Origin of the sequence: Streptomyces panacea, from assembly GCF_040560175.1 — a bacterium.
In the GTDB taxonomy this organism is placed as follows: domain Bacteria; phylum Actinomycetota; class Actinomycetes; order Streptomycetales; family Streptomycetaceae; genus Streptomyces; species Streptomyces panacea.
Map to the genome: position 1 here is coordinate 1 of NZ_JARJHW010000010.1, position 23219 is coordinate 23219.

22 protein-coding genes, 1 tRNA gene and 1 pseudogene are annotated in these 23219 nt (G+C 70.4%); 13 read left to right on the forward strand and 11 right to left on the reverse strand.

The window, feature by feature from the left end; translation table 11 throughout:
- The 4 genes from P3L51_RS04435 to P3L51_RS04450 all read left to right on the forward strand — a co-directional run.
- Positions 1 to 545 (forward strand): hypothetical protein (locus tag P3L51_RS04435; RefSeq protein WP_354603708.1); only part of this gene is annotated, 545 nt, incomplete at its 5' end.
- Between the two features lie 327 nt (positions 546 to 872).
- Entirely contained in the window at positions 873 to 1667 is a 795-nt protein-coding gene (locus P3L51_RS04440) for an ABC transporter substrate-binding protein (RefSeq protein WP_354603709.1), read from the forward strand.
- A gap of 13 nt (positions 1668 to 1680) precedes the next feature.
- Positions 1681 to 2466, forward strand: coding sequence for an amino acid ABC transporter permease (locus P3L51_RS04445; protein WP_354603710.1), 786 nt, complete (start codon positions 1681 to 1683; stop codon positions 2464 to 2466).
- Between the two features lie 92 nt (positions 2467 to 2558).
- Positions 2559 to 3344, forward strand: a complete 786-nt coding sequence (locus P3L51_RS04450) for an amino acid ABC transporter ATP-binding protein (RefSeq protein WP_354603758.1) — start codon at positions 2559 to 2561, stop codon at positions 3342 to 3344.
- Positions 3345 to 3461: 117 nt separating this feature from the next.
- Here the strand turns inward: P3L51_RS04450 and hppD are convergent, their stop codons facing one another.
- Entirely contained in the window at positions 3462 to 4616 is a 1155-nt protein-coding gene (gene hppD, locus P3L51_RS04455) for a 4-hydroxyphenylpyruvate dioxygenase (RefSeq protein WP_354603711.1), read from the reverse strand.
- A 134-nt stretch (positions 4617 to 4750) separates the two neighbouring features.
- Here hppD and P3L51_RS04460 point away from each other — a divergent pair, with 134 nt between their 5' ends.
- The 8 genes and pseudogenes from P3L51_RS04460 to P3L51_RS04495 all read left to right on the forward strand — a co-directional run bounded on the left by P3L51_RS04460 (position 4751) and on the right by P3L51_RS04495 (position 10512).
- Entirely contained in the window at positions 4751 to 5257 is a 507-nt protein-coding gene (locus tag P3L51_RS04460) for an Lrp/AsnC family transcriptional regulator (protein ID WP_354603712.1), read from the forward strand.
- Positions 5258 to 5281: 24 nt separating this feature from the next.
- Positions 5282 to 5929: an ABC transporter permease gene (locus P3L51_RS04465; protein WP_354603713.1), complete on the forward strand. Its 648-nt coding sequence runs from the start codon at positions 5282 to 5284 to the stop codon at positions 5927 to 5929.
- A pseudogene (locus P3L51_RS04470) lies at positions 5883 to 7232 on the forward strand (betaine/proline/choline family ABC transporter ATP-binding protein); the annotation flags it as partial. The gene P3L51_RS04465 and the pseudogene P3L51_RS04470, both read left to right, overlap by 47 nt.
- Before the next feature lie 80 nt (positions 7233 to 7312).
- The gene (locus tag P3L51_RS04475) at positions 7313 to 8155 is read left to right on the forward strand and encodes an ABC transporter permease (RefSeq protein WP_354603714.1); all 843 of its coding nucleotides are present in this window, start codon (positions 7313 to 7315) and stop codon (positions 8153 to 8155) included.
- Entirely contained in the window at positions 8155 to 9141 is a 987-nt protein-coding gene (locus P3L51_RS04480; RefSeq protein ID WP_354603715.1) for a glycine betaine ABC transporter substrate-binding protein, read from the forward strand. The genes P3L51_RS04475 and P3L51_RS04480 overlap by 1 nt, the downstream gene beginning before the upstream one ends.
- Positions 9142 to 9230: 89 nt before the next feature.
- Positions 9231 to 9854, forward strand: coding sequence for an ArsR/SmtB family transcription factor (locus P3L51_RS04485; protein WP_354603716.1), 624 nt, complete (start codon positions 9231 to 9233; stop codon positions 9852 to 9854).
- Positions 9855 to 9920: 66 nt separating this feature from the next.
- Complete coding sequence (locus P3L51_RS04490; protein ID WP_354603717.1) at positions 9921 to 10112, forward strand: hypothetical protein; 192 nt, start codon at positions 9921 to 9923, stop codon at positions 10110 to 10112.
- A 19-nt stretch (positions 10113 to 10131) separates the two neighbouring features.
- Entirely contained in the window at positions 10132 to 10512 is a 381-nt protein-coding gene (locus tag P3L51_RS04495) for a hypothetical protein (RefSeq protein WP_435594370.1), read from the forward strand.
- On the opposite strand, the gene P3L51_RS04500 is transcribed toward P3L51_RS04495, so the two are convergent.
- The 6 genes from P3L51_RS04500 to P3L51_RS04525 all read right to left on the reverse strand — a co-directional run bounded on the left by P3L51_RS04500 (position 10442) and on the right by P3L51_RS04525 (position 16341).
- Complete coding sequence (locus P3L51_RS04500; protein WP_354603760.1) at positions 10442 to 11179, reverse strand: S16 family serine protease; 738 nt, start codon at positions 11177 to 11179, stop codon at positions 10442 to 10444. The genes P3L51_RS04495 and P3L51_RS04500 overlap by 71 nt on opposite strands.
- A 115-nt stretch (positions 11180 to 11294) precedes the next feature.
- Complete coding sequence (locus tag P3L51_RS04505) at positions 11295 to 11936, reverse strand: IclR family transcriptional regulator (protein WP_023541417.1); 642 nt, start codon at positions 11934 to 11936, stop codon at positions 11295 to 11297.
- Between the two features lie 380 nt (positions 11937 to 12316).
- A complete protein-coding gene (locus P3L51_RS04510) occupies positions 12317 to 14101 on the reverse strand; it encodes a DEAD/DEAH box helicase (RefSeq protein ID WP_354603718.1) in 1785 nt (594 codons plus the stop codon).
- Positions 14102 to 14241: 140 nt separating this feature from the next.
- Positions 14242 to 14631 carry a type II toxin-antitoxin system death-on-curing family toxin gene (locus tag P3L51_RS04515; protein ID WP_354603719.1) on the reverse strand — a complete coding sequence of 130 codons (390 nt, stop codon included), beginning with the start codon at positions 14629 to 14631 and terminating at the stop codon, positions 14242 to 14244.
- A complete protein-coding gene (locus tag P3L51_RS04520) occupies positions 14628 to 14828 on the reverse strand; it encodes a ribbon-helix-helix protein, CopG family (RefSeq protein WP_354603720.1) in 201 nt (66 codons plus the stop codon). Before P3L51_RS04520 ends, P3L51_RS04515 begins: the two co-directional genes overlap by 4 nt.
- 40 nt (positions 14829 to 14868) lie before the next feature.
- On the reverse strand, positions 14869 to 16341 hold the full coding sequence (locus tag P3L51_RS04525; protein WP_354603721.1) for an MFS transporter: 1473 nt from the start codon (positions 16339 to 16341) through the stop codon (positions 14869 to 14871).
- Positions 16342 to 16510: 169 nt separating this feature from the next.
- On the opposite strand from P3L51_RS04525, the gene P3L51_RS04530 reads away from it, so the two are divergent.
- Positions 16511 to 16582: transfer RNA gene (locus P3L51_RS04530), tRNA-Cys, on the forward strand.
- A gap of 104 nt (positions 16583 to 16686) precedes the next feature.
- Here P3L51_RS04530 and P3L51_RS04535 read toward each other — a convergent pair.
- The 4 genes from P3L51_RS04535 to P3L51_RS04550 all read right to left on the reverse strand — a co-directional run bounded on the left by P3L51_RS04535 (position 16687) and on the right by P3L51_RS04550 (position 23187).
- Entirely contained in the window at positions 16687 to 18996 is a 2310-nt protein-coding gene (locus P3L51_RS04535) for a xanthine dehydrogenase family protein molybdopterin-binding subunit (protein WP_354603722.1), read from the reverse strand.
- Positions 18993 to 20402, reverse strand: a complete 1410-nt coding sequence (locus P3L51_RS04540) for a (2Fe-2S)-binding protein (RefSeq protein ID WP_435594371.1) — start codon at positions 20400 to 20402, stop codon at positions 18993 to 18995. Before P3L51_RS04540 ends, P3L51_RS04535 begins: the two co-directional genes overlap by 4 nt.
- Entirely contained in the window at positions 20399 to 21295 is an 897-nt protein-coding gene (locus tag P3L51_RS04545; protein WP_354603723.1) for an FAD binding domain-containing protein, read from the reverse strand. Before P3L51_RS04545 ends, P3L51_RS04540 begins: the two co-directional genes overlap by 4 nt.
- Before the next feature lie 245 nt (positions 21296 to 21540).
- Complete coding sequence (locus P3L51_RS04550) at positions 21541 to 23187, reverse strand: beta-N-acetylhexosaminidase (RefSeq protein WP_354603724.1); 1647 nt, start codon at positions 23185 to 23187, stop codon at positions 21541 to 21543.
- Positions 23188 to 23219 lie beyond the last annotated feature (32 nt).

Here is a 23219-nt window from a genome sequence, read left to right on the forward strand (position 1 = left end):
TGATCACCACCAGCCAGGAGAACGGCGCGGGCGGCGGCGTGCAGGTCGGCGCCGGCGCCAACGTCCCCGGTACGCCGGTGACCATCGACGTCGGCGGTGGCGGCGGCAACATCAAGTCCCAGATCCACACCGAGTCCGCCGAGGTCGTGCTCGACAACGACGGCGACAGCAAACTGGTCGAGGACTGGCTGCGCGGCCGAGGCGACTTCCCCGCGAGCGACGCCCTGCCCAGCCCCTCGGACGCGGCGGAGGCTCTGGGCAGCGACGCGGGACCGCTGGAACGCCTCATGCACGACAAGGGCAAGCTCTCCCGCCTGGACTACAACGCCAACACCGACTGGTGGAACGCCTCACTCGGCATCGGCTTCGGCATCTCCGCCGGGCAGCTGACGCTCGGCTTCAAACTCTTCGGCATCGACGTCACGCACGAAGAGAAGAACCAGACCATCACCGGCGACCCCACCTACGCCGCCGGGCCCAAGAACGGTGGCGCGCGGCCCTGGGTCAACTGGAAGAACTGCACCCAGACGAAGCCGATCGCCTAGGGTCTGTCCGGGCGCCGGGGTACGGGGATCTCGGGGAATCGAGGTATCGGGGCATCGGCCGGGCCGCGGGCACCCGACGGGGCGAAGCCTGTCCTCCGGTCGGGTGAACGGAGCGCCTCCGAAAACCGGATCCGGGGCAGCGTCGACCTCATCGGCCACGCCCCGGAGGCCGTACGGAAGGGGCCCCGGACGCGGCGCCGGCACGCTGCCCGTGACGACCTGGTTAACCCCGCCCCTGGCGAGGAGACATCCGGCACCTCCGATGGCAAGATCGGCGCAACTCACACACCATGTGGGCTGTTGTCCGTCCCCCGCCCTGGAGGCGTCTTGTCCCCGCGCACCGTGTTGCCCGTCATAGCCACCGCAGCCGCACTCGTCGTCATGACGGGTTGCACGAGCACCAAGTCCTCCGGGTCCGACGGCTCAACGGTGGATCTGGTGAACTCCGGCAAGCTCACGACCTGCACCCATCTGCCGTACGAGCCCTTCCAGTCCCGCCAGGACAACAAGATCGTCGGCTTCGACGTGGACCTGGTGGACCTGGTCGCCAAGGAGCTCAAGGTCACCCAGGAGATCGTCGACACGCCTTTCGAGGGTATCCAGACGGGTGAGGACCTCAACGCCCGTAAGTGTGACGTGGCCGCCGCCGGCATGACGATCACCGATGTGCGTGAGGAGAACCTGGACTTCTCCGCCCCGTACTTCGAGGCCACGCAGGCGCTGGTCACCAAGAAGGGCGCCTCCTTCGACTCCCTGGCCGCGCTCAAGGGCAAGAAGCTGGGCGTCCAGCAGGGCACGACGGGTGAGGAGTACGCGAAGAAGAACGGCAAGGACGTCGAGACCGTCCAGTTCGAGGATGTCGCGCTGCTGCTCACGGCCGTGAAGACCGGCCAGGTCGACGCCGCCGTCAACGACAACGGTGTCCTCTTCGAGTACGTGCGGAAGAACCCGGACACCGAGGTCACGGCCGAGTTCGAGACGGGCGAGCAGTACGGCGTCGGGGTGCGTACCGGCAACGACGCCCTGCGCGAGGAGATCGACAAGGTGATCAAGGCGGCCCAGTCGGACGGCCGTTACGACGCCATATACAAGAAGTGGTTCCCCGCCGCTCCGAAGAGTTAAGGAACCACCACCGATGTCCATGTCCCGCCGACAACGGACCCGCGTCATCCGGGGCGTTCAGTACGCCGTCCTGGTCGTGGTGCTGGTCGTCATAGCCCTGGCCGCCGACTGGGGCGAGATCCAGAGGGCGTTCTTCGATGTCGAGGTCGCCAAGGCGCAGTTCCCCGACATCATCACGACGGCGCTGGTCAACACCGTCATCTACACCCTGCTCGGCTTCGGGTTCGGGCTGGCTCTGGGGCTGCTGCTCGCGCTGATGCGGCTGTCGCAGGTGCCGCCGTACCGCTGGCTGGCCGTCGTCTACATCGAGTTCTTCCGCGGCATTCCGGCGCTGCTCGTCTTCATCGCGCTCGGGTTCGGTGTGCCGCTCGCCTTCCAGGTGGCGCTCAACCAGTACGTGACCGTGATGCTGGCACTGGGCCTGGTCGGCGCCGCCTACATGGCGGAGACGATACGGGCGGGCATCCTGGCCGTGCCCAAGGGGCAGACGGAGGCGGCGCGTTCGCTCGGTATGTCGCAGGGCCGGGCGATGGTCTCGATCGTCATCCCGCAGGCCCTGCGGATCGTACTGCCGCCGCTGACCAACGAGTTGATCCTGCTGACGAAGGACTCGTCGCTGGTCTACCTGCTGGGTCTGTCCCTGTCGCAGTACGAGCTGGCCAAGTTCGGCCGGGACGCCCTGAACCAGAACCGCAGCCTGACGCCGATCCTGATCGCCGGTCTCTGCTATCTGGTCATCACCCTGCCGCTCGGCCATCTGGTCCGGCGGCTCGAAGCGCGTACGGCAAGGGCGAGGTGAGCGCGGTGGAGGAACCGGAGAAGTCCCCGACGACGGGCTCGGACGCGGACGCGGTCCCCGAGACGGAAGCGGCCCCGGAGACGGAAGCGCCCGTGGAAGCGCCCGCGATCGAAGTACGCGGTCTGCACAAGTCGTTCGGGACGCTGGAGGTCCTCGCCGGCATCGACTTCACGGTCGCGCGCGGCGAGGTGGTCTGCGTCATCGGCCCGTCGGGTTCGGGCAAGTCGACGCTGCTGCGCTGCGTGAACCGGCTGGAGGAGCCGACGTCGGGCACGGTCCTGGTGGCCGGCGCCGAGGTCACCGACCCGGACGTGGACATCGACCAGGTGCGCCGTGGCATCGGGATGGTCTTCCAGTCGTTCAACCTCTTCCCCCACTTGACGGTGCTTCAGAATCTGACGCTTCCTCAGCGTCGGGTGCTGGGACGTGACAAGACGGAGGCGGCACGGGTCGCCCGGGAGCGGCTGGCCCGCGTCGGTCTGACCGACAAGGAGTCGTCCTATCCCGCCCAGCTGTCCGGCGGACAGCAGCAACGGGTCGCCATCGCACGGGCGTTGGCGATGGACCCGCAGCTCATGCTCTTCGACGAGCCGACGTCCGCGCTCGACCCGGAGCTGGTGGGCGACGTCCTCGCGGTGATGCGTTCGCTCGCCGACGAGGGGATGACGATGCTCGTCGTCACGCACGAGATGAGCTTCGCCAGGGAGGTGGCGGACCGGGTCGTCTTCATGGACGGCGGGGTCATCGTCGAACAGGGCAGCCCGGAGCATGTGATCGGCGCGCCGAGCCACACCCGTACGCGCTCGTTCCTGTCCCGCCTGCTGGACCCGGCGGCAGCGCACATCAGCCCGTCCGGCGACCGAGGACAGGGTACGTAGCCCGTCCGGTGACCGAGGACACGGCACCTGACCCGTCCGGCGGTTGAGGACGGACACGCGGCCCCACGGTGAACTCCCGTGGGGCCGCGCCTCGTTCCGCCGTAGGGCGACCACGACTCAGAGGTTGCCGCGCTTCTCCTGCTCCCGCTCGATCGCCTGGAACAGGGCCTTGAAGTTGCCCTTGCCGAAGCCCATCGAGCCGTGCCGCTCGATCATCTCGAAGAACACGGTCGGCCGGTCCTGGACCGGCTTGGTGAAGATCTGGAGCAGATAGCCGTCCTCGTCGCGGTCCACCAGGATCTTCAGCTCGCGCAGGGTCTCGACGGGCACCCGGGTCTCGCCCGCCCACTCGCCGAGCGTGTCGTAGTACGAGTCGGGGGTGTCGAGGAACTGGACACCGGCGGCCCGCATCGTGCGTACGGAGCTGACGATGTCGTTCGTCGCGAGCGCGATGTGCTGGACGCCCGCGCCGCCGTAGAACTCCAGGTACTCGTCGATCTGCGACTTCTTCTTCGCGATCGCCGGCTCGTTGATCGGGAACTTCACCTTGAGGGTGCCGTCCGCCACGACCTTCGACATGAGGGCGGAGTACTCGGTGGCGATGTCGTCGCCCACGAACTCCTTCATGTTCGTGAAGCCCATGACCTTGTTGTAGAACGCCACCCACTCGTTCATCTTGCCGAGTTCGACGTTGCCCACGCAGTGGTCGATCGCCTGGAAGGTGCGCTTCTGCGGGGCGGCGACCATCGGGGCGGCGGCGCCGTAACCCGGCAGGTACGGGCCGTCGTAGCCGGTCCGCTCGACCAGGGTGTGGCGGGTCTTGCCGTACGTGGCGATGGCGGCGAGTACGACCGTGCCGTTCTCGTCCTTGAGCTCGTACGGCTCCTGGAGGCCGGTGGCGCCGTTCGCGGTGGCGTAGGCGTACGCGGCGCGGGCGTCCGGCACCTCGATGGCGAGATCGATCACACCGTCGCCGTGCTCGGCGACGTGGTCGACGAGGAAGCGGCCCCGCTCCGAGGACGCCTTGATGACCGAGGTGAGGACGAAGCGGGCCGCGCCGTTGGTGAGCACGTAGCTCGCGGTCTCGCGGGTGCCGTTCTCCGGGCCCGCGTAGGCGACCAGCTTCATACCGAACGCCGTCGAGTAGTAGTGGGCCGCCTGCTTCGCGTTGCCGACGGCGAAGACGACGGCGTCCATTCCCTTGACCGGGAAGGGGTCGGCGTCGCGCGCGGTGGACGGGGCGGAATCGAGGTTCACCGAGGTATCTGCCATGACGGCAGCGTCTCCCCGTTCCGCAAGGTGCGCAACAGTTCGCGCTTTCGCTGGGCAGTCTGTACAGCGGGGGATGAGGATGACCGGACCATCTGCACAGGATGACCACCACGAACCGCCTCAGGAGGCGCCCCATGGGAATCGACGGGCTCGACGGCAGGCTCATCGTCCTGCTGGCACGGGAGCCGCGCATCGGCGTGCTGGAGGCGTCACGCCGGCTGGGGGTGGCGCGCGGCACCGTACAGGCGCGGCTGGACCGTCTCCAGGCGAACGGAGTCATCCGGGGCTTCGGTCCGAACGTCGATCCAGCCGCTCTCGGCTACCCCGTATCGGCGTTCGCAACCCTGGAGATCAAGCAGGGACAAGGATCCGATGTTCGAGCACATTTGAGCAACGTTCCAGAGGTTCTTGAGCTGCATACCACGACTGGAACGGGGGATATGCTCTGCCGACTCGTCGCCCGTTCGAACGCCGATCTTCAACGGGTGATCGACCGGGTTGTCGGTTTCGAAGGCATCCAGCGGGCCTCCACGGCGATCGTCATGGAGAACCCCGTTCCACTGCGGATCATCCCGCTGGTGGAACAGGCCGCGCAGGACACCGACGGCGATCGACCGGACCGACCCGATCGACCTGACTGACCGGACCCATCTGAGAGGAGCGCCGTGGACTTCTGGGACTACCTGGCCAATCGCCACCAGCAGCTGCTCACCGACTCGTTCCAGCACGCCAGCGCCGTCTTCCAGTGCATGGTGATCGCCACCGTCCTGGGTGTCGTCATCGGTGTACTGACCTACCGCAGCCCCTGGGGCGGCAACCTGGCGATCCTGTCCACCGCCTCCATCCTGACCATCCCCTCGCTGGCCGCCATCGGCCTGCTCATCCCATTGGTCGGCCTCGGTGTCGCGCCCACGGTGATCGTCCTGACGCTGTACGGGCTGCTGCCCATCGTCCGTAACGCCGTGGTCGGACTGCGCGGTGTGGACCCCGATCTGGTGGACGCCGCCAAGGGCATCGGCATGTCACGTACGGCCCGGCTGCTCAAGGTCGAGCTGCCGCTCGCCTGGCCGCCGATCCTCACCGGGATCCGGGTCTCCACCCAGATGCTGATGGGCATCGCCGCCATCGCCGCGTACGCGTCGGGCCCCGGCCTCGGCAACGAGATCTTCCGTGGCATCGCCTCGCTGGGCAGCGCCAACGCCATCAACCAGGTGCTCGCCGGCACGATCGGCATCGTCATCCTCGCCCTGCTCTTCGACGCCGCGTATGTCCTGCTCGGCCGACTCACCATCCCGAGGGGGACCCGTGTCTGAGACCGCCGAACCGAAGACGGCCGAGGCCGCCGGCCAGAGCGCCGGCCAGGCCGCCAGTGAGCCCGCGATCATCGTGACGAACGGATCCAACGGATCCAACGGATCCGCCAGTGGCGCCACCATCCAGCTCGACGGCCTCACCAAGCGGTACCCGGGCAGTGCGAACCCGGCCGTGGACAACGTCTCCATGGAGATCAAGGCGGGCGAGACCGTCATCCTCGTCGGCCCGTCCGGCTGCGGTAAGTCGACCACCCTCAAGATGATCAACCGGCTGATCGAGCCCTCGTCCGGGCGGATCAGGATCAACGACGAGGACGTCACCGACATGGACCCGGTGAAGCTGCGCCGGCAGATCGGCTACGCGATCCAGTCCTCCGGTCTCTTCCCGCACATGACGGTCGCCGAGAACATCGCGCTCGTACCGAAGATGGTCGGCTGGTCCAAGTCGAAGGTGAAGGACCGCGTCGAGGAGATGCTCGACCTGGTCGGGCTCGACCCGCGCGAGTTCCACGGCCGCTATCCGCGTCAGCTCTCCGGCGGCCAGCAGCAGCGCGTGGGCGTGGCGCGGGCGCTCGCCGCCGACCCGCCGGTGCTGCTGATGGACGAGCCGTTCGGCGCCGTCGACCCGATCACGCGTGACCACCTCCAGGACGAACTGATCCGTCTCCAGCACGAGTTGCACAAGACGATCGTGTTCGTGACGCACGACTTCGACGAGGCGATCAAGCTCGGCGACCGGATCGCGATCCTGCGGGAGCGCTCGCACATCGCGCAGTTCGACACCCCCGAGGCGATCCTCACCAACCCCGCCGACGACTTCGTGTCGGGCTTCGTGGGCGCGGGCGCGGCGCTGAAGCGGCTGAACCTCACGCGGGTACGGGAGGTGGAGATCGCCGAGTTCCCGACCGTGACGGTCGAGGACCCGCTCCAGTCGATCTTCAACAAGCTGAGCAGCGGCCCGCACAACGAGCTGCTGATGCTGGACCGGAAGAACCGCCCGTACAAGTGGCTGCGCCGCGGCGACCTCTCGCGCGCCAAGGGCTCGCTCGCCAACGCCGGCCAGCTGGTGCACGACACGGTGACCAGGGACGCCACGCTGCACGACGCGCTGGAGGCGGTCCTGACCGACAGCGGCGGCCGGGTCGCGGTGACCGGCAGGCGCGGCGAGTACATCGGTGTCGTCGACATGGCGACGCTGATGACGTCCGTCCAGGAGATGCTGGAGGCGGACCGGCTCACCGCCTTCGAGCACCAGCACGAGCTGGCGGAGCAGCGGCGGGAGCGGGCCGGGCAGAAGCCGGAAGACACACCCGAGCAGCAGCCCGAGCAGGAGCCTGAGCAGGGGCAGAGGCCGGAGCAGGACCCGGAGAGCGGTGCGGACGCATGACAGCTCCCGCGCAGAAGATGCGCCCACCGGGCGAGTACGACGTCAAGGGACACGCCTTCCGGGACGAGGAGTCGCAGTCGCCCACGCCGTCCCCCGCCTCGCGGCGCCGGATCACCTGGGCCAAGCTGGTGACGGTGCCCGCCGTGATCACGGCCGTCCTGCTGCTGACCTTCGCGTGGATCACGAATGTCTCGATGGACTCGATCGCGAAGAACTCCCTCGCCGGCGGCAATGTGCAGCTGCGCCTGTGGCAGCACATCGAACTGACCGCGATCTCCACCTTCTGGGTCCTGATCATCGCGATCCCGCTGGGTATCGCGCTGACCCGGCGCGGCCTGTCCAGGGCGGCGCCGGCAGTGACCGCCGTGGCCAACATCGGCCAGGCGACCCCGGCCATCGGACTGCTGGCGCTGCTGGTGATCTGGCTGGGCATCGGCCCGTCGACGGCGATCGTCGGCATGGTCATCTACGCGGTGCTGCCGGTGCTCGCCAACACCGTGGCGGGTCTCAAGGCCATCGACCCGCAGCTGGTGGAGGCGTCGCGCGGCATAGGGATGTCGGCGCTCGGGACCCTGAGCAGGGTCGAGCTCCCGCTGGCCGTGCCGCTGATCCTGGCGGGCGTACGGACGGCGCTGGTACTCAACGTGGGTACGGCGACACTGGCCACCTTCGGCGGCGGCGGCGGGCTCGGTGACCTGATCACCTCGGGCATCCAGACGCAGCGCATGCCGGTCCTGATCCTCGGCTCGGTGCTCACGGTGACGCTGGCCCTGCTGATCGACTGGCTGGCCTCGCTGGTCGAAGTGGTCCTCACCCCGCGCGGACTGGAGGAGCGCTGATGCGCCGTATCAATCGAAGGTTCCTGACGGGCGGGGTGGCGCTGCTGCTGAGCGCCGCCACTCTCAGCGGGTGCGGCCTCAAGAGCGGCTCCCCGATGGTGGACGACGTGGTCCCCGGCTCGGTGGGCCAGGGCGAACCCCTCAAGGGCGCCTCCCTGACGGTCACGTCGAAGAACTTCAGCGAGAACATCATCCTCGGCCAGATGATCGGCCTGATCTTCAAGGCGGCGGGCGCCGAGGTCCTGGACCGGACGAACCTGCCGGGCTCGATCAGCGCGCGCGAGGCGATCGTCAAGGGCGACGCGGACGCGATGTACGAGTACACGGGCACGGCCTGGATCACGTACCTCGGCAACGCGAAGCCGATCGTCGACTCACAGAAGCAGTGGACGGCCGTACGGGACGCGGACCGCTCGCACGACGTCAGCTGGCTCCTGCCGTCCACGCTCAACAACACGTACTCGCTGGGCATCAGCAAGAAGAACAACGCGAAGTACAAGCTCAAGACGATGTCGGACGTCGCCGCGCTGTCGAAGAAGGAGCCGGGCGCGGTCACGATCTGCGTGGAGAACGAGTTCGCGTCGCGGGACGACGGGCTGCCGGGGATGGTGAAGGCGTACGGGATGAACATCCCCGCCTCCAGCGTGAAGAAGATGGACGCCGGCATCATCTACACCCAGGTGTCGAAGTCCGACTCCTGCCTGGTGGGTGAGGTGTTCACGACGGACGGCCGGATCAAGTCCCTGGACCTGGACACGGTCTCCGACGACAAGCGCTTCTTCCCGAACTACAACGCGGCGCCGGTGATCCACAGCTCGACGTACAAGAAGTACCCGGAGATCGCCGGTCTGCTCGACCCGCTGAGCAAGCGTCTGAACACCGGGATCGCGCAGGAGCTGAACGCGAAGGTGGACGTGGACGGCCAGGATCCGCACGAGGTGGCGAAGGACTGGCTGATCGAGGAGGGCTTCATCAAGGAGGGCTGAGTCCCTGCTCCGACCATTGGCCGGACTTACAAAGAAGTAGTTGCAAAGAAGTCCTTGCAACTACTTCTTTGCATGTCTACGCTCACCCCATGCCCGAGAACCCCGACGTCCCCGCGCCCGACGTCCCCGCGCCGGACGTCCGCACCCTGGACCCGCGCTCGCTGCGCGGCCTCGCCCATCCCCTGCGGATGCGGCTGCTGAGCGCCCTGCGGCACCACGGTCCGGCCACCGCGTCCCAACTCGCCGAGCGCCTGGGCGAGTCGAGCGGCGCCACCAGCTACCACCTGCGGCAGCTCGCCGGCCACGGGTTCGTCGCGGACGACCCCGAGCGCGGCAAGGGCCGAGAGCGCTGGTGGAAGGCCGCGGTCCAGGGGATCATGCTCGACGACACGCTGCTCCACGACGCCAATCCCGAGGTGCGCGGGGCACTGAACACCTATATGCACGAGGTGGCCTCCATCCACGGCCAGGAGGTGAGCACCTGGCTGGGCACCGCGCGGGACTGGCCGGAGGTCTGGACGAGAGAGGCCGACCTCAGCGACTTCACACTACGGCTCACCCCCGAACTGCTGGCCGAACTCGACGGCCGGGTGCACGACTTGATCGCCAGTTACCAGAATCGCGCGGTGTCCGAGGACGACGAGTCCGTGGCGCAGGTACGGATCCATCTGCACGCCTTCCCGCAGAAGAAGCTCAACACCCCGGACGCCTGACCTCACCCCCGCACGGACCACCGCTCCCACGCCTCGACACCCAGCGCCGTGAAGGGTCGATTTGTCATGCCATTTTCCGATGTGCACCTCCTCCTCCACTCCATACGCGCGGCCGAACTGCGCGCCGAAGCAGCCGCGCACGCCGCCGCGCCTTCGGTCCGCCCCCTCGCGCTGCGGGCCCGACTGGGCTGGCTCCTGGTCGAGTTGGGCCTGCGGCTCGTCAACAGGACCGCACCGCGCCGCGTCCGCCCGGTATGAGTGCCTCACCGACACGACGGTGGCGCTCGCGGTCTTCATGGGCGCGGCGGGTGTGGCGGGCGGGACGATCAACCCGATCCTGACGACGGTGATGTACGAACGCGTCTCGAACCGACTCCGCAGCCGAGTGGCGGGCGCGATGACCGCGGGCTGCGAACTGGCCATGCCCTTGGGCGGCCTGACGGCGGGTCTGCTGGCCGAGGGCGCCGGCCTCTCCCCCGCGCTGCTGCTGATGGGCGGCCTCTACCTGCTGGCGTCACTGAGCCCGGCCCTGCTCCCGGTCTGGCGCGGCCTGGACACCGCCGCGGGCCCCGCGGACGGTGACGACGTCAGCAGCCCGGGACCTTGCCCCCCTGCTCCAGCGCCTTCAGCGACGACACCGCGTCCTTCAGGGTCTTGACCGGGATCAGCCGCATGCCGGCGGGGAGTTCGGACTGGGCGTCGGCGCATTCCGCCGCCGGGACCAGGAAGACCGTCGCGCCGTCGCGGGCCGCCGCCTGGGTCTTGAGGGAGACGCCGCCGACCGCGCCCACGGTGCCGTTCGCCTCGATCGTGCCGGTGCCCGCGATGTCACGGCCGCCGGTGAGGTCGCCGCCCGAGCCGTCGCCGTCGAGCATGTCGACGACGCCGAGGGCGAAGAGGAGGCCCGCGCTGGGGCCGCCGACGTCGGCGAGGTGGAGGGTGACGTCGACGGAGTCCGGCTTCCGGCCGAGCTGGCCGAGGGCCGCGTCGACGGCGGAGTTCTGCGACTTCACCATCGTGTCGGTGTTGTGCTTCTGGATCTCCTTGTCGGACTGGCCCGCCGGGTACACGGAGTCGCGCGGCAGTACGGCGCGGTCGGTCCGGATCCAGCCGTCGAGGACATCGGCGAAGTCGACGTCGGCGGACGGTCCCGTCGCCAGGATCGTCGTCATCCGCAGCCGCCCCTCCGTCTCGCGGGTCGGCGCGCCCTTGATCGAGATGACGGGTGTGCCCCGGTAGTCGCCGAGGACGTTCGCGGTCAGGCCGGGCTGGGCCACCGTGTACGGCAACGGGGCGACCCCGACGACGACGAGCAGCGCGACCATCGGGACCGCCGAGAGGGCGAGGGTGCGGGGGCGCGAGAGACCGGAGAGACGAGAAAGCACGGCGCCAATCTATCGGCCGCTCCGCGGGCCGGGTCCACAGCCCGCCCTCCGGCCCTCAGCGCAGGGCGTCGGCCACCTCGCGCGCGGCGTCGACCACGCGCGGACCCACCCGCTCCGGCACCGAGTCGGCGAGCATCACGACGCCCACGCTGCCCTCGATCCCGGTCACCCCGACGAGCGCGGCGGCGGCGCCGCTGGCGCCCGCCTCCAGTTCGCCGTGGGTCAGCGTGCACCGTGCCTCGGTGTACGAGCCCTGCCGGGCGGCCAGGATGGCCTTGCCCGCGGCGCCCCGGTCCAGCGGGTGCCGGAAGCCGGCGCGGTACGCGACGTGGTAGTCCGTCCAGGTCGGCTCCACGACGGCCACGGCCAGCGCCTCGGCGCCGTCCACGAGCGTGAGGTGCGCGGTGGCGCCGATGTCCTCGGCGAGCGAGCGCAGGGCGGGCAGCGCGGCTTCCCGTACGAGCGGATGCACCTGGCGGCCCAGGCGCAGCACCCCGAGGCCCACTCGGGCGCGTCCGCCCAGATCGCGGCGGACCAGCGCGTGCTGTTCCAGGGTGGCGAGAAGCCGGTAGACGACGGTGCGGTTGACGCCGAGTTTGTTGGACAACTCGGTGACGGTCAGTCCGTGGTCGGTGTCGGCGAGCAGTTTGAGGACGCGTAGTCCCCTGTCGAGCGTCTGGGAGGTCTCCGCGGTCACGACGCCCTCTCCTTCGGAGTTTCGGAGTGAGTGACGACGGCCCTCTCACAGAAGCTGCGGCACCGGTCCCGTCGGCGACGCACGGAGAGGCCGCCGGCAGGCAGGCCATGGCGCACCGGCTGCGCTCCGCGGCGGCGCTGCCACGGCGCGTATGTATTGCCGGGACATTAGCGATCCGTACCGCTCAGCGGAAGACCTCGTCCAGAATCCGGTCATGGGTGGTCAGTTGCTCCCTGTTCGCGTCACAACAAGCGTCGAAAAGGTACTCACGCTGACTAATCGCACGATTTCCCATGAATGGACGCGCGTAGAAACGCCTCGGAGACGCCACTGCGGCGTCTCCGAGGCGGAAAAGAGAGGCGAGAAAAAGACGTTCGCGCTCAGCGCATCCGGGTCGCCCACTCCTGGACCTGTCGGATCCGCTCGCGAAGTTGGCCCCCGGTGGCCTCCGCGCTGGGGGGCCCGCCGCAGACGCGGCGCAGCTCCGTGTGGATCACCCCGTGCGGCTTGCCGCTCTGGTGGACGTACGCGCCGACCATCGTGTTGAGCTGCTTGCGCAGCTCCAGCAGCTCCTTGTGGGAGACCACGGGCCGCCGGTCGGCCGGCAGCTCCAGCAGGTCCGCCTCGGAGTCGGGCTTCTTGCGGCTGTGCGCGATCTGCCGGGCCTGCCGCTTCTGGAGCAGCATCTGCACCTGGTCGGGCTCAAGGAGGCCGGGGATGCCGAGGTAGTCCTGCTCCTCCTCGCTGCCGGGGTGCGCCTGCATGCCGAACTCGGCGCCGTCGTACAGCACCCGGTCGAAGACCGCGTCGGACTCCAGCGCCTCGAAGGGCAGCGCGTCCTGCTCGCCGGTGTCCTCGTCGAGTTCGCGCTCGGCCTCCGCCATCTCCTTCTCGGACTCGGCGTACGGGTCCTCCTCGCCCTCCTTCTTGGGCTTGTCGAGGACGTGGTCGCGCTCGACCTCCATCTCGTTGGCGAAGCCGAGGAGGTTGGGGATGGTCGGCAGGAAGACGGACGCGGTCTCGCCGCGCCGCCTGGACCGGACGAACCGGCCGACGGCCTGCGCGAAGAACAGGGGCGTCGAGATGGTGGTGGCGTACACGCCGACGGCGAGGCGCGGCACATCGACGCCCTCCGACACCATGCGGACGGCGACCATCCAGCGCTCCTCGCTCGCGCTGAAGTCGTCGATGCGCTTGGAGGCGGCGCTCTCGTCGGAGAGCACGACGGTCGCCTTCGTCCCGGTGATCTCACGGACGAGCTTGGCGTACGCGCGGGCCTGGTCCTGGTCGGTGGCGATGACCAGCCCCCCGGCGTCCGGGATGGACTTGCGCACCTCGGACAGGCGCCGGTCGGCGGCGCGCAGCACGTTGGGCATCCAGTCGCCGCGCGGGTCGAGCGCGGTGCGCCAGGCCTGCGAGATGGCGTCCTTGGTCATGGGCTCGCCGAGCTTGGCGGCGACCTCGTCACCGGCCTTGGTGCGCCAGCGCATGTTGCCGCTGTAGCTGAGGAAGATGACGGGGCGCACGACGCCGTCGCCGAGCGCGTTGCCGTAGCCGTAGGTGTAGTCGGCGGAGGAGCGTCGGATGCCGTCGTTGCCCTCCTCGTACGCGACGAAGGGGATCGGGTTGGTGTCGGACCTGAAGGGTGTGCCGGTCAGCGCGAGGCGCCTGGTGGCCGGTTCGAAGGCCTCGAGACAGGCCTCGCCCCAGGACTTGGAGTCACCGGCGTGGTGGATCTCGTCGAGGATCACCAGGGTCTTGCGCTGCTCGCAGCGGTTGCGGTGGAGCATGGGGCGTACGCCGACACCCGCGTACGTCACGGCGACCCCGTGGTACTCCTTGCTCAGCGCTCCCGCGCTGTAGTCCGGGTCGAGCTTGATCCCTATCCGCGCGGCGGCGTCCGCCCACTGCTTCTTCAGATGCTCGGTCGGCGCGACGACGGTGATCTGCTGCACGACGTGGTGGTGCAGCAGCCAGGACGCCAGGGTCAGCGCGAAGGTGGTCTTCCCGGCGCCGGGTGTCGCGACGGCGAGGAAGTCGCGCGGCTGCTGCTGGAGATAGCGCTCCAGCGCCTTCTCCTGCCAGGCGCGCAGCTTGTTGGCGGTACCCCAGGGGGCGCGGCCGGGGAAGGCGGGTGAGAGGTGGTGGGAGGCGGTAGTAGTCACGGTCTCCGGTTCACGGACGCTCGGGGGCACGGGCTGGACGTCTCGGGCGGGGGCTTCAGATACGACAACCGGGCCACCCTACCGGCGCCCCGACCCGATCCTCGTACGAACAAGCCGGGGCCGTCCAGGTGCGACCCGGGTCACATCGGGGGTGCCAGCAGTTCCCGCAAGGCTTCCGAAATGACCTTCACCTCGTCCGTCGCACCCGTCGCCACATCGATGACCAGGCGCTCGGCCGCGTCGATGTCCGGGCGTAGTTCGACGCCGTTCATCGCGAGGAACGTCACACAGGACAGCCAGGCCGTCCGCTTGTTGCCGTCGAACAGTGGATGGTTGATCGTGAGCGACTGGAGGAGAGCGGCCACCTTGTCGAGGAGGTCCGGATACGCCTCCTCGCCGAACATGGCCGCAGAGGGGCGGTGCGTCGCCGATTCCAGCAACCCGACGTCACGGACCACCACCTGCATCTCGCCGCAGGCATGCCCCGCGATGACAAGGGCATCCTCGGCGGACAGATAGACACACGTCACTTGAGCCGCTCCATCAGCTCGCTCCACTTCGCCGCCTGCTCCATGGCGGTCTTCTTGACCATTGCCTGATGCGCGGTCCTGGCCAGATAGTCGTCCACGGCCCGGAGCAGTATGGCGTGCATGCTGGTCCCCTCCTGCTCCGCCCGCTGCTTCAGGGCCTCGGTCTGGTCGTCACTGAGACGCAGGTTCGTAGCCATACCAAAACGGTACCAACGAATGGGGCCAAAGTAGTACCACTCACCGCGCCCGCACCCGCGTCGCCACCCATACCCCCGCCAGGGCCACCGCCGACATGGGGAGGAACACCGCCGCGAAGGCCGCCGGGTGGGAGGTGTTCGCCGTGGAGAGGTCGTGGGCGCCCACCGCGCCGCCGCCCAGGGCGGCGAACGCCGCGCCGCCCGCCGCCAGCAGCAGGACGTTCGACAGGCCGTCGGAGATCTGGAGCGCGGCGGAGTTCGTGCCCGCTTCCTCGGGAGGCGAGAGCTTCAGCAGCAGCACGCTCGTGGACGCGATCACCGCGCCCATGCCGAGGCAGCCGACCGCCCAGGCGACGCCCAGGGTCCAGACCGGGACCGAGTCGATCAGCACGCTCGGCGCGGCGGCGACGGCGGCGGCGACCAGCACCATGCCTCCCATCAGCAGCCGTTCGCGGTGCGGCTCCATCCGGGGGCGGGACTGGATGTACGAGCCGAGAGCCCAGGTCGCGCCGCCGACGGCCAGCGAGAGGCCCGCCATCGTCGGGGAGAGGCCGCGCTGGGTGACGAGCATCAGCGGGACGAAGCTCTCCGCCGCGATGAAGGAGCCCGCGGCGACGCCGCGCAGCAGGACGACCGACGGCAGGCCGTGGGCGGCGCGGTAGGTGCCGCGCGGCAGCAGGCCGAGGACGGCGGGCACGATCAGCGCGGCGCCGGCCACGCCGGGGAGCAGGGACCACCAGCTCAGGTCCTGGCCCGCGTACTGGAGCAGACCCGCGCCGAACGAGATCGCCAGCGCCAGCCGGATCCGGCGCCGGTCGAAGGCCGGTACGGGCCCCGAGGGGTCGGCGGGCCCGCCCGCCATCTGTCGTATCGCGGGCAGCGCGGTCGCCAGCGGCAGCACCACCAGCACCGGGATGCCGATGAAGACCCAGCGCCAGCCGAGGTGTTCGGTGACCGTGCCGGAGGCGAGCGGGCCGACGACCGAGGGGATCACCCAGCTCGCGGCGAACGCGGCCATGATCGCGGGCCGCAGCCGCTCCGAGTAGGCGCGGCCGACCACGACGTACAGCGCGACGATCACCAGCCCGCCCCCGAGCCCCTGGACGGCCCGGCCCGCGATGAACAGCCACATGGCGCCGGCCGTGCCGGAGAGCAGCAGGCCGATCGCGAAGGCGGTGATGCCGGTGACGAGCGGCCGGAGCGGACCGCTGCGGTCGGCCCACTGCCCGGAGAGCACCATCGCGAAGAGGCTGGTGGTGAAGTACGCGGAGAAGGCGAACGCGTACAGCGAGACGCCCCGCAACTCGCGCGCGGCGACCGGCATCGCCGTACCGACCGCCGTGGCCTCGAAGGCGATCAGCAGGACGACGCAGATGATGCCGACGCTGAGCGCCCGGTGGGTCCTGCCGAGGATGCCGTCCTGACCGTCCCGGCCGGGGTCGGCGGGATCGACGGCAGCGTGTGAAGCGACTTCGACGGCGACGTCGGCGTCGCTCGGTTCCAGGACGGTCATGGACTCAGAGTAAGGGGCGTAGACCTGGTTGGACCCTGTCGCAGGTCGGTAGGGACCTCGTCCCTTGGTCGTACGACCATGAACGGCGTATGGCAGTCGCGTTGCGGGGTGACCGGCGCCCTTGAGGGCCGTACGCCGACCCCCTTACGGTCGGGTCATCGGTACGCACGGCCGTGTGCCCGAGTGGTTGAGGGGCTCGACTGCAAATCGAGTTACGTGGGTTCGATTCCCGCCACGGCCTCGTGAAGAAGTCCCTTGAGAAGTCTTCTGAGACGTCTCCGACGAAGCCCTCCCCGAAGTTCGGGGAGGGCTTCCTTCACTTCTCCGGCTCGTCGTACGCCGCGCTCACGCGCCCGCCGTCACCACGGCCGACTGGGGCCTGATCGGCAGCCGGTTGACCGGGCGGCCCGTCGCCGCGCGGACCGCCGCCGCGACCGCCGCCGGGGAGGTCACCACCGGCGCCGCGCTGGCCGGCTTCGCGCCGAACGGGGCCACCACGTCGCGCTCCTCGACCAGTTTCACGATCCGGATGTCCGCCGCGTCCAGGGACGTCGGCAGCGCGTAGCCGGTGAGGTCGGGGCGGCGGACCAGACCGCGCGTCGTACGGAGGTTCTCCGTCAGGGCCGTACCGATGCCCTGGGTGACGCCCGCCTCGATACGGGTCGCGAGCTGCGCCGGGTTGAGGACCCGCCCGACGTCCTGCGCGACGGCCATCTCCACCACGCGGATCGAGCCGAGTTCGATGTCGACGTCCACGACCGCGCGGATGGCGCAGAAGGCGAGCCCGACGAACGCGTCTCCCTGACCGGACTCGTCCAGCGGTTCGGTGGGATGCGGGCGGCACTGGGCCGTGGCCCACAGTTCCTTGCCGTCCATCGCCTCGGTGACGGTGGTCGACAGCACACCGTCGTAGGAGGTGATCTTTCCGTCGGTGATCTGGAGCAGCTCCGTCGACATGCCGAACTTGTGCGCCAGCGGCTGGAGGAGCTGGGTACGGACCATCTTCGCCGCCCGTTCGACCGCGCCGCCGGAGACCCAGGTGTGGCGGCCGTGCGTGGCGGGGCCCGCCGGGGGCTGGTCGGTGTCGACCGACGCCACGTGGACCTCTTCGATGCCGAGCGTCTCCTGGACGATCTGGCGGGCGAGGGTGGAGAAGCCCTGCCCGGTCTCGACGGCCGCGCAGATGACCGTGGCGACGCCGTCGTGGACCTTGACCGTGGCCGTGGAGACCTCGTCGGCGCCCTCGGCGCCGAGCATGTGGACCATGCCGAGCGCGTAGCCGACACCGCGGCGTACGGCGCCGGGCTCGCCCGCGCCCTCCGGGCCGCCCGGCAGCAGCCAGGACGACTCGGGGATGTCCTTGGGGAGCGCGGGGAGCGGGAAGTCGCGTACGGCGCGCAGCAGTTCGGCGACGGGCGCCGGGCAGGTCACGGTCTGGCCGGTGGGCAGGATGTCGCCGGTCGCCAGCGCGTTGCGCAGGCGCAGTTCGGCAGGGTCGATGCCGAGCTTGGCCGCCAGCTTGTCCATCTGGCCCTCGTACGCGGCGCAGACCTGCATCGCGCCCTCGCCCCTGACGTGGCCCGACGGCGGGTTGTTGGTGCGTACGGCCCAGCCTTCGATGAAGGCGTGCGGGACGATGTACGGGCCGCAGGCGAACGCCACGGCCGCCGCGAGGGATTCGGACGAGGCGTCCGCGTACGCGCCCGCGTCGAGCAGGATCTGCGCCTCGACCTTGACGAGCCGGCCCTCGCTGTCGGCGTGGTGGCGGTAGCGCAGCAGTGTCGGGTGCCGGTGGGCGTGTCCGAGGAAGGACTCCTCGCGGGTCGCGGCCAGCTTCACCGGGCAGCCGGTGTGCAGCGCGAGCAGGCCGAGCGGGATCTGGAAGCCGGGGTCCTCGCGGTCGCCGGTGGCGCCGGGGACGCCGGTGACGACGACCTTGACCTGGTCGGGTTCGAGGCCGAAGCAGGCGGCGGCCAGGTCGCGGTCGGTGTGCGGGTCGGTGGAGCCGGTGTAGATCTCCACGCCGCCGTCGGGGCGCGGTACGGCGAGTCCGGCCTCGGCGCCGATGGGCGCCGGGTCCTGGCGGCCGATGCGGTACAGGCCCTCGACGACCACGTCGCCCATGAGGTCGGGGTCGCCGTAGCGCAGCGGGATGTGGCGGATCAGATTGCCGTCGGGGTGCAGCGGTTCGGCCTCGAACGCCTTCTCCGGGTCGGTGACGGGATCGAGGATCTCGTACTCGACGGCGATGGCGGCGGCCGCCATCCGGGCCGTGTCGGGGTGGTCGGCCGCGACGGCGGCGATGGCCTCGCCGTGGTGGCGTACGACGTCGGAGGCGAAGACGGGGCGGTCGGCGACGAGCCGTCCGTAGGAGGGGTCGCCCGGGACGTCGAGGTGGGTCACCACGGCCCGTACGCCGGGCATTTCGGCGGCGGCGGCCGTGTCGATCGACAGGATGCGGGCGTGCGGGTGCGGTGAGCGCAGGAGCGCCGCCCACAGCAGTCCTTCGGCCCAGAGGTCGGCGGCGTACGGGAAGGTGCCCTCGGTCTTGGCGCGGGCGTCGGCCGGTGGGAGGGATGCGCCGAGACCCAGCGCGGGCGGCTCCTGCCGGGGGCCGTCGAGTGCCTGGGTCTCGGTGGCCGCGTCGTTGCTCACGCCATGCCTCCGTCGTGCGGGTCGAGAGGTGCGGGGTGGGCGCCGCCGGCGCCCGGTGGTGCCTGGTGCGGGATGCGGGCCTCGTCGGCGGCCTCGGCGCTCGCCGCGCGCTCGGCGACGACCTCGCCGACGGCGTCGAGCACGCCCCGGTATCCGGAGCAGCGGCAGAGGTTGCCGCACAGCGCCTGGCGGGTCTCCAGCTCGCTGGGGTCGTGGTTGCCTTCGAGGAGGTCGTGGACGGTCATGGCCATGCCGGGGATGCAGAACCCGCACTGCACGGCGCCGCAGTTGGCCAGGGCGCGCTGGACGTCGGACGGTTCGCCGTCGGCGGCCAGGCCCTCGACCGTACGGACCTCGGAACCGGCCGCCGTGGCCGCCGGGACGAGGCAGGAGGCGACGAGACGGCCGTCGACCTGGACGTTGCAGGCTCCGCACTCGCCCTGCGAGCAGCCGTCCTTGGCGCCGGCGAGGCCGAGGCGCTCGCGGAGCACGTAGAGCAGGGACTCGCCGATCCAGGCGTCGGTGACGGGGCGGTCGCCGCCGTTGACGCGCAGGACGTAGGAGCTGCCGGGGTGTTCGGCACTGTCGTTGCTGGTGGTGAGCGGGGCGGGTTCGGGCTCCGGTTCCGGCTCCGGTTCGGCCGCGGGTTCCGGTTCCGGTTCCGGCGCGGGCGGCTCTTGCGTCTCCGCTTCCGTCACGGGCTCGGCGTCCGCCTCGGGCGCGACCTGCGAGGTCGGCTCCGGCGCCGGCTCCGGTACGGGCTCCGCCACGGACTCGTGTGCCGGTTCCGTTTCCGGTTCCGGCGCCCACGGGGCGCGCGCACCACCCGGAAGTGTGGCGGGCGGCGCACCGCCCGACCACTGCGAGGTGGTGGGCATGGAGGTCGTGAACTCGCCCGATTCGTCGGGAAGCTCGTCCCCGATGACCGGGATCACCCACTGACCGGTGGACTGCGGGGGGGCCGGGGGGCCCGCCTCCGTACGAGCGTCGGCGACACCGGCGGCGTCGGGGACGTCAGCGGCGAAGGACCACTGACCGGTCGCCCGCGGATCGTGCGGCACGTCGGGGCCGGCGGCGCCCTGCGGGGCGTAGCCGTACGGATCGGGCTGCGCCTGCGGCGCGTGCGGCGCCCACTGCCCGCCGCCCGCCGGACCCACGCCGCCGTCCGGCTGCCGCTGGTCGATCGTCGGCGGTACGTACCCGTGTCCACGTGCCGCGAGCGGGGCGTCCGCCGTGTCCTCGGGCGGCAGTTGGACAAACGCGGTCGCCTCGGCGTCGTACTCGCCGCCCTGCGGGATCGGCTGCCAGGCACCACGCCCTTGCGGGTGCCCCTGCGAGCGGTCCCGCGGATGGTCCGGTCGACGCCCCTCCGGATTCCCGGAGTTCTCGTTCTCGTCGGTGGTCACGGCAGCGCCCTCCCCAGTGCTCGTCGAGCCAGCGTGGCGACGGTACGCCTCAGGTGCAGTACGGCGGGCGGCAGGGCGGGCGGCTCGCTCCCGTCCGCCGCCGGAACCGGGTCGGGGATACAGGCCGCGGCGACGTACTCCCCGAAGGCCGCCAGCGCCTCGGGCGCCAGCCCTCGGTCGGCGTCCCAGTCGATCAGCGAGGCGATCCAGCGCTCGGCCTCCAGCGGGCGCAGCGGCATCGGCGCGATGGCGCCGACCGCGCAGCGCACGCCCCGGCGCGCCGGGTCGAGCACGACGGCCACGGACGCGGTGGCCCGGCCGGGGCCGGTGCGTCCGGTCGCCTTGAGGTAGACCTGCGGGGCGTGCAGCAGTGGAACCCGTACGAAGCCGATGAGTTCGGCGGGCGCGAGCATCTCGCGGCCCGCCAGCAGATGCGAGACGGGGATCTCACGGCGCGCGCCGCCGGGGCCCGCGACGACGAGGTCCGCCTCCAGGGCCGCCAGGACGGGCAGTGAGTCGCCGGTGGGGGCCGCGCTGGCGATGTTGCCGCCGAGCGTGCCCGCGTTACGGATCTGGGGCGGTCCGGCGGCGCGTGAGGACGCGGCCAGCGCGGGGATGAGGGCGGCGAAGTCGGGCCGTCCCATGCGCGCGTGGGTGAGTCCGGCGCCCAGCAGGGCGTGTCCGTCCTGGTAGTGCCAGCCGCGCAGTTCGCTGATGCGGCCGAGGCCGACCAGTCCGGCCGGCCTGAGCAGGCCCTTGTTGACGGCGGCCATCAGATCGGTTCCACCCGCGACGGGCACGGCGGCGGGCATGGCGCTCAGCGCCGCCACGGCCTCGTCGAGCGAGGCCGGCAGCGTCACGGACTGCGCCGTCTGCGGTGCGTGCGTGGTCAACCCAGCTGCCCCTTCCCGGTGTCCCGGCTGTCCGCCTGTGTTGGCCGTACCGTACGTGCTCACAGGCCGGACGAGGCAACTCTGGCACATCTTCCGGGCCTACCGGTCCGAGGGTCCATGAAGCACACATCCGCCCCTGAACGAGGGGAAGGTCCGCTTTCACGCCTCTTCACCGACACATACAAAAATGCCATCATTAGGCACCCCTTGTACGGCTTATTCGTGCGGACAGCCCCGGTCGGGGGTCACACGTTCGGGGGTGCTCCCTCGATCGGACGTCCGAGAACGGCCGAGTCCCCGTTCGGTCCCGGGCGCTTCTGCCAGGGCAACGGACCACCGGGCGGCCGGTATTCGACCCCCAGGGCGTCAAGGCGCTTGTAGTGCGCGGTCATTCGGCGTTCGAAATCCGCGAAGTCGCGGTCCGGGGAATCGGGCAGCGTGGACCAGGCGACCTCGGCGAAGGCGGAGAGGCGCGGGAAGACCTGGTAGTCGACGCGGGACCGGTCCTGCATGACCTCGGTCCACACATTGGCCTGGGTGCCCAGGACATGGGCGGCGTCGGCGCCGGTCAGCTCCGGCGGTACGGGCTCGAAGCGGTAGACGTCCTCCAGCGTGCGGACGTATCCGATCGGCATCGGCTCGTCGGCGCCCGCCGCTTGACGGTGGTCCAGATACACCTGCTGCTCGGGGCACATGACGACGTCGTGGCCGGCCTTGGCGGCGGCGATCCCGCCGGCGTAGCCGCGCCAGGAGGAGACGGCGGCGCCGGGCGCGAGCCCGCCCTCCAGGATCTCGTCCCAGCCGATGAGCCGCCGGCCGCGCGCGGAGAGCCAGCCGTCGAAGTGCCGGATGAACCAGGACTGGAGCTCGTCCTCGTCGGCCAGGCCGAGTTCACCGATCCGCCGCTGGGCGGCGGGCGAGCGCTTCCACTGGTCCTTGGGGCACTCGTCGCCGCCGATGTGGATGAACGGCGAGGTGGCGGCCGGGAAGAGGTCGAGCAGCTCCTCGAAGACACCCTCGAAGAAACGCAGGGTGTTGTCGGTGGGCGCGAGCACGTTCGGGTTGACGCCCCAGGTGTCCCAGACCTCCAGCGCCGAGGTGTCGACGACGTCGGTGTTGCCCAGCTCCGGGTACGCGGCGATGGCGGCCTGCGAGTGGCCCGGGATGTCGATCTCGGGGACGACGGAGATGTGCCGCTCGGCGGCGTACGCGACGATCTCGCGGATGTCGTCCTGGGTGTAGTAGCCACCGTGCGGCTTCTCGTCCCAGAGGTCCGAGAACCGGTGGCCGTACTTGGTCCGGGACCGCCACGCGCCGACCTCGGTCAGCTTCGGGTGGCGCTTGATCTGGACGCGCCAGCCCTGGTCGTCGGTGAGGTGGAAGTGGAAGACGTTCAGCTTGTGCGCGGCCATCAGGTCCAGGAAGCGCAGCACGCCGTCCTTGGGCATGAAGTGCCGTGACACGTCGAGCATGACGCCACGCCAGCCGAAGCGGGGGTGGTCCTCGATGACCTGACGGGGGATCTCCTGCCGTACGCCGGGGGAGACGGGCACGCGGCGGAAGGCCTTGGGGCCGAGGAGCTGACGGAGCGTCTGGGCGCCCCAGAAGACGCCGGCCGCGCTGCCGCCGTGGATCTCGGCGCCCCACTCCGCGGTGATGTCCAGCCGGTACGCCTCGGGGGCCATGGACTCGTCGATGCGCAGCGAGACCGCGTTGCTGCCGCCGGCCGGGCCGGGGGCGAGCGGCAGCCCGAGGGCCGCCCCGACGGTGGCGCGAAGCCAGCGCTCGGTGCCCTCGGTTCCGGGCGCCGCCCAGAGCGTGGTGGCCGAGTCGGGGACGAAGCCGCCGCTCTGCGGGCCTTCGACACTGACGGGCGCCGGGATCAGGTCCATCACGTGAATCCTCAGTCCTCATTCGGCTGGCA

Bases quoted from the DNA above. Each gene is read 5' to 3' on its own strand.
- P3L51_RS04445 (WP_354603710.1), top strand. From the start codon at position 1,681: ATGTCCATGTCCCGCCGACAACGGACCCGCGTCATCCGGGGCGTTCAG.
- hppD (WP_354603711.1), bottom strand. From the start codon at position 4,616: ATGGCAGATACCTCGGTGAACCTCGATTCCGCCCCGTCCACCGCGCGC.
- P3L51_RS04460 (WP_354603712.1), top strand. From the start codon at position 4,751: ATGGGAATCGACGGGCTCGACGGCAGGCTCATCGTCCTGCTGGCACGG.
- P3L51_RS04475 (WP_354603714.1), top strand. From the start codon at position 7,313: ATGACAGCTCCCGCGCAGAAGATGCGCCCACCGGGCGAGTACGACGTC.
- P3L51_RS04480 (WP_354603715.1), top strand. From the start codon at position 8,155: ATGCGCCGTATCAATCGAAGGTTCCTGACGGGCGGGGTGGCGCTGCTG.
- P3L51_RS04485 (WP_354603716.1), top strand. From the start codon at position 9,231: ATGCCCGAGAACCCCGACGTCCCCGCGCCCGACGTCCCCGCGCCGGAC.
- P3L51_RS04490 (WP_354603717.1), top strand. From the start codon at position 9,921: ATGCCATTTTCCGATGTGCACCTCCTCCTCCACTCCATACGCGCGGCC.
- P3L51_RS04500 (WP_354603760.1), bottom strand. From the start codon at position 11,179: ATGGTCGCGCTGCTCGTCGTCGTCGGGGTCGCCCCGTTGCCGTACACG.
- P3L51_RS04520 (WP_354603720.1), bottom strand. From the start codon at position 14,828: ATGGCTACGAACCTGCGTCTCAGTGACGACCAGACCGAGGCCCTGAAG.
- P3L51_RS04525 (WP_354603721.1), bottom strand. From the start codon at position 16,341: ATGACCGTCCTGGAACCGAGCGACGCCGACGTCGCCGTCGAAGTCGCT.
- P3L51_RS04550 (WP_354603724.1), bottom strand. From the start codon at position 23,187: ATGGACCTGATCCCGGCGCCCGTCAGTGTCGAAGGCCCGCAGAGCGGC.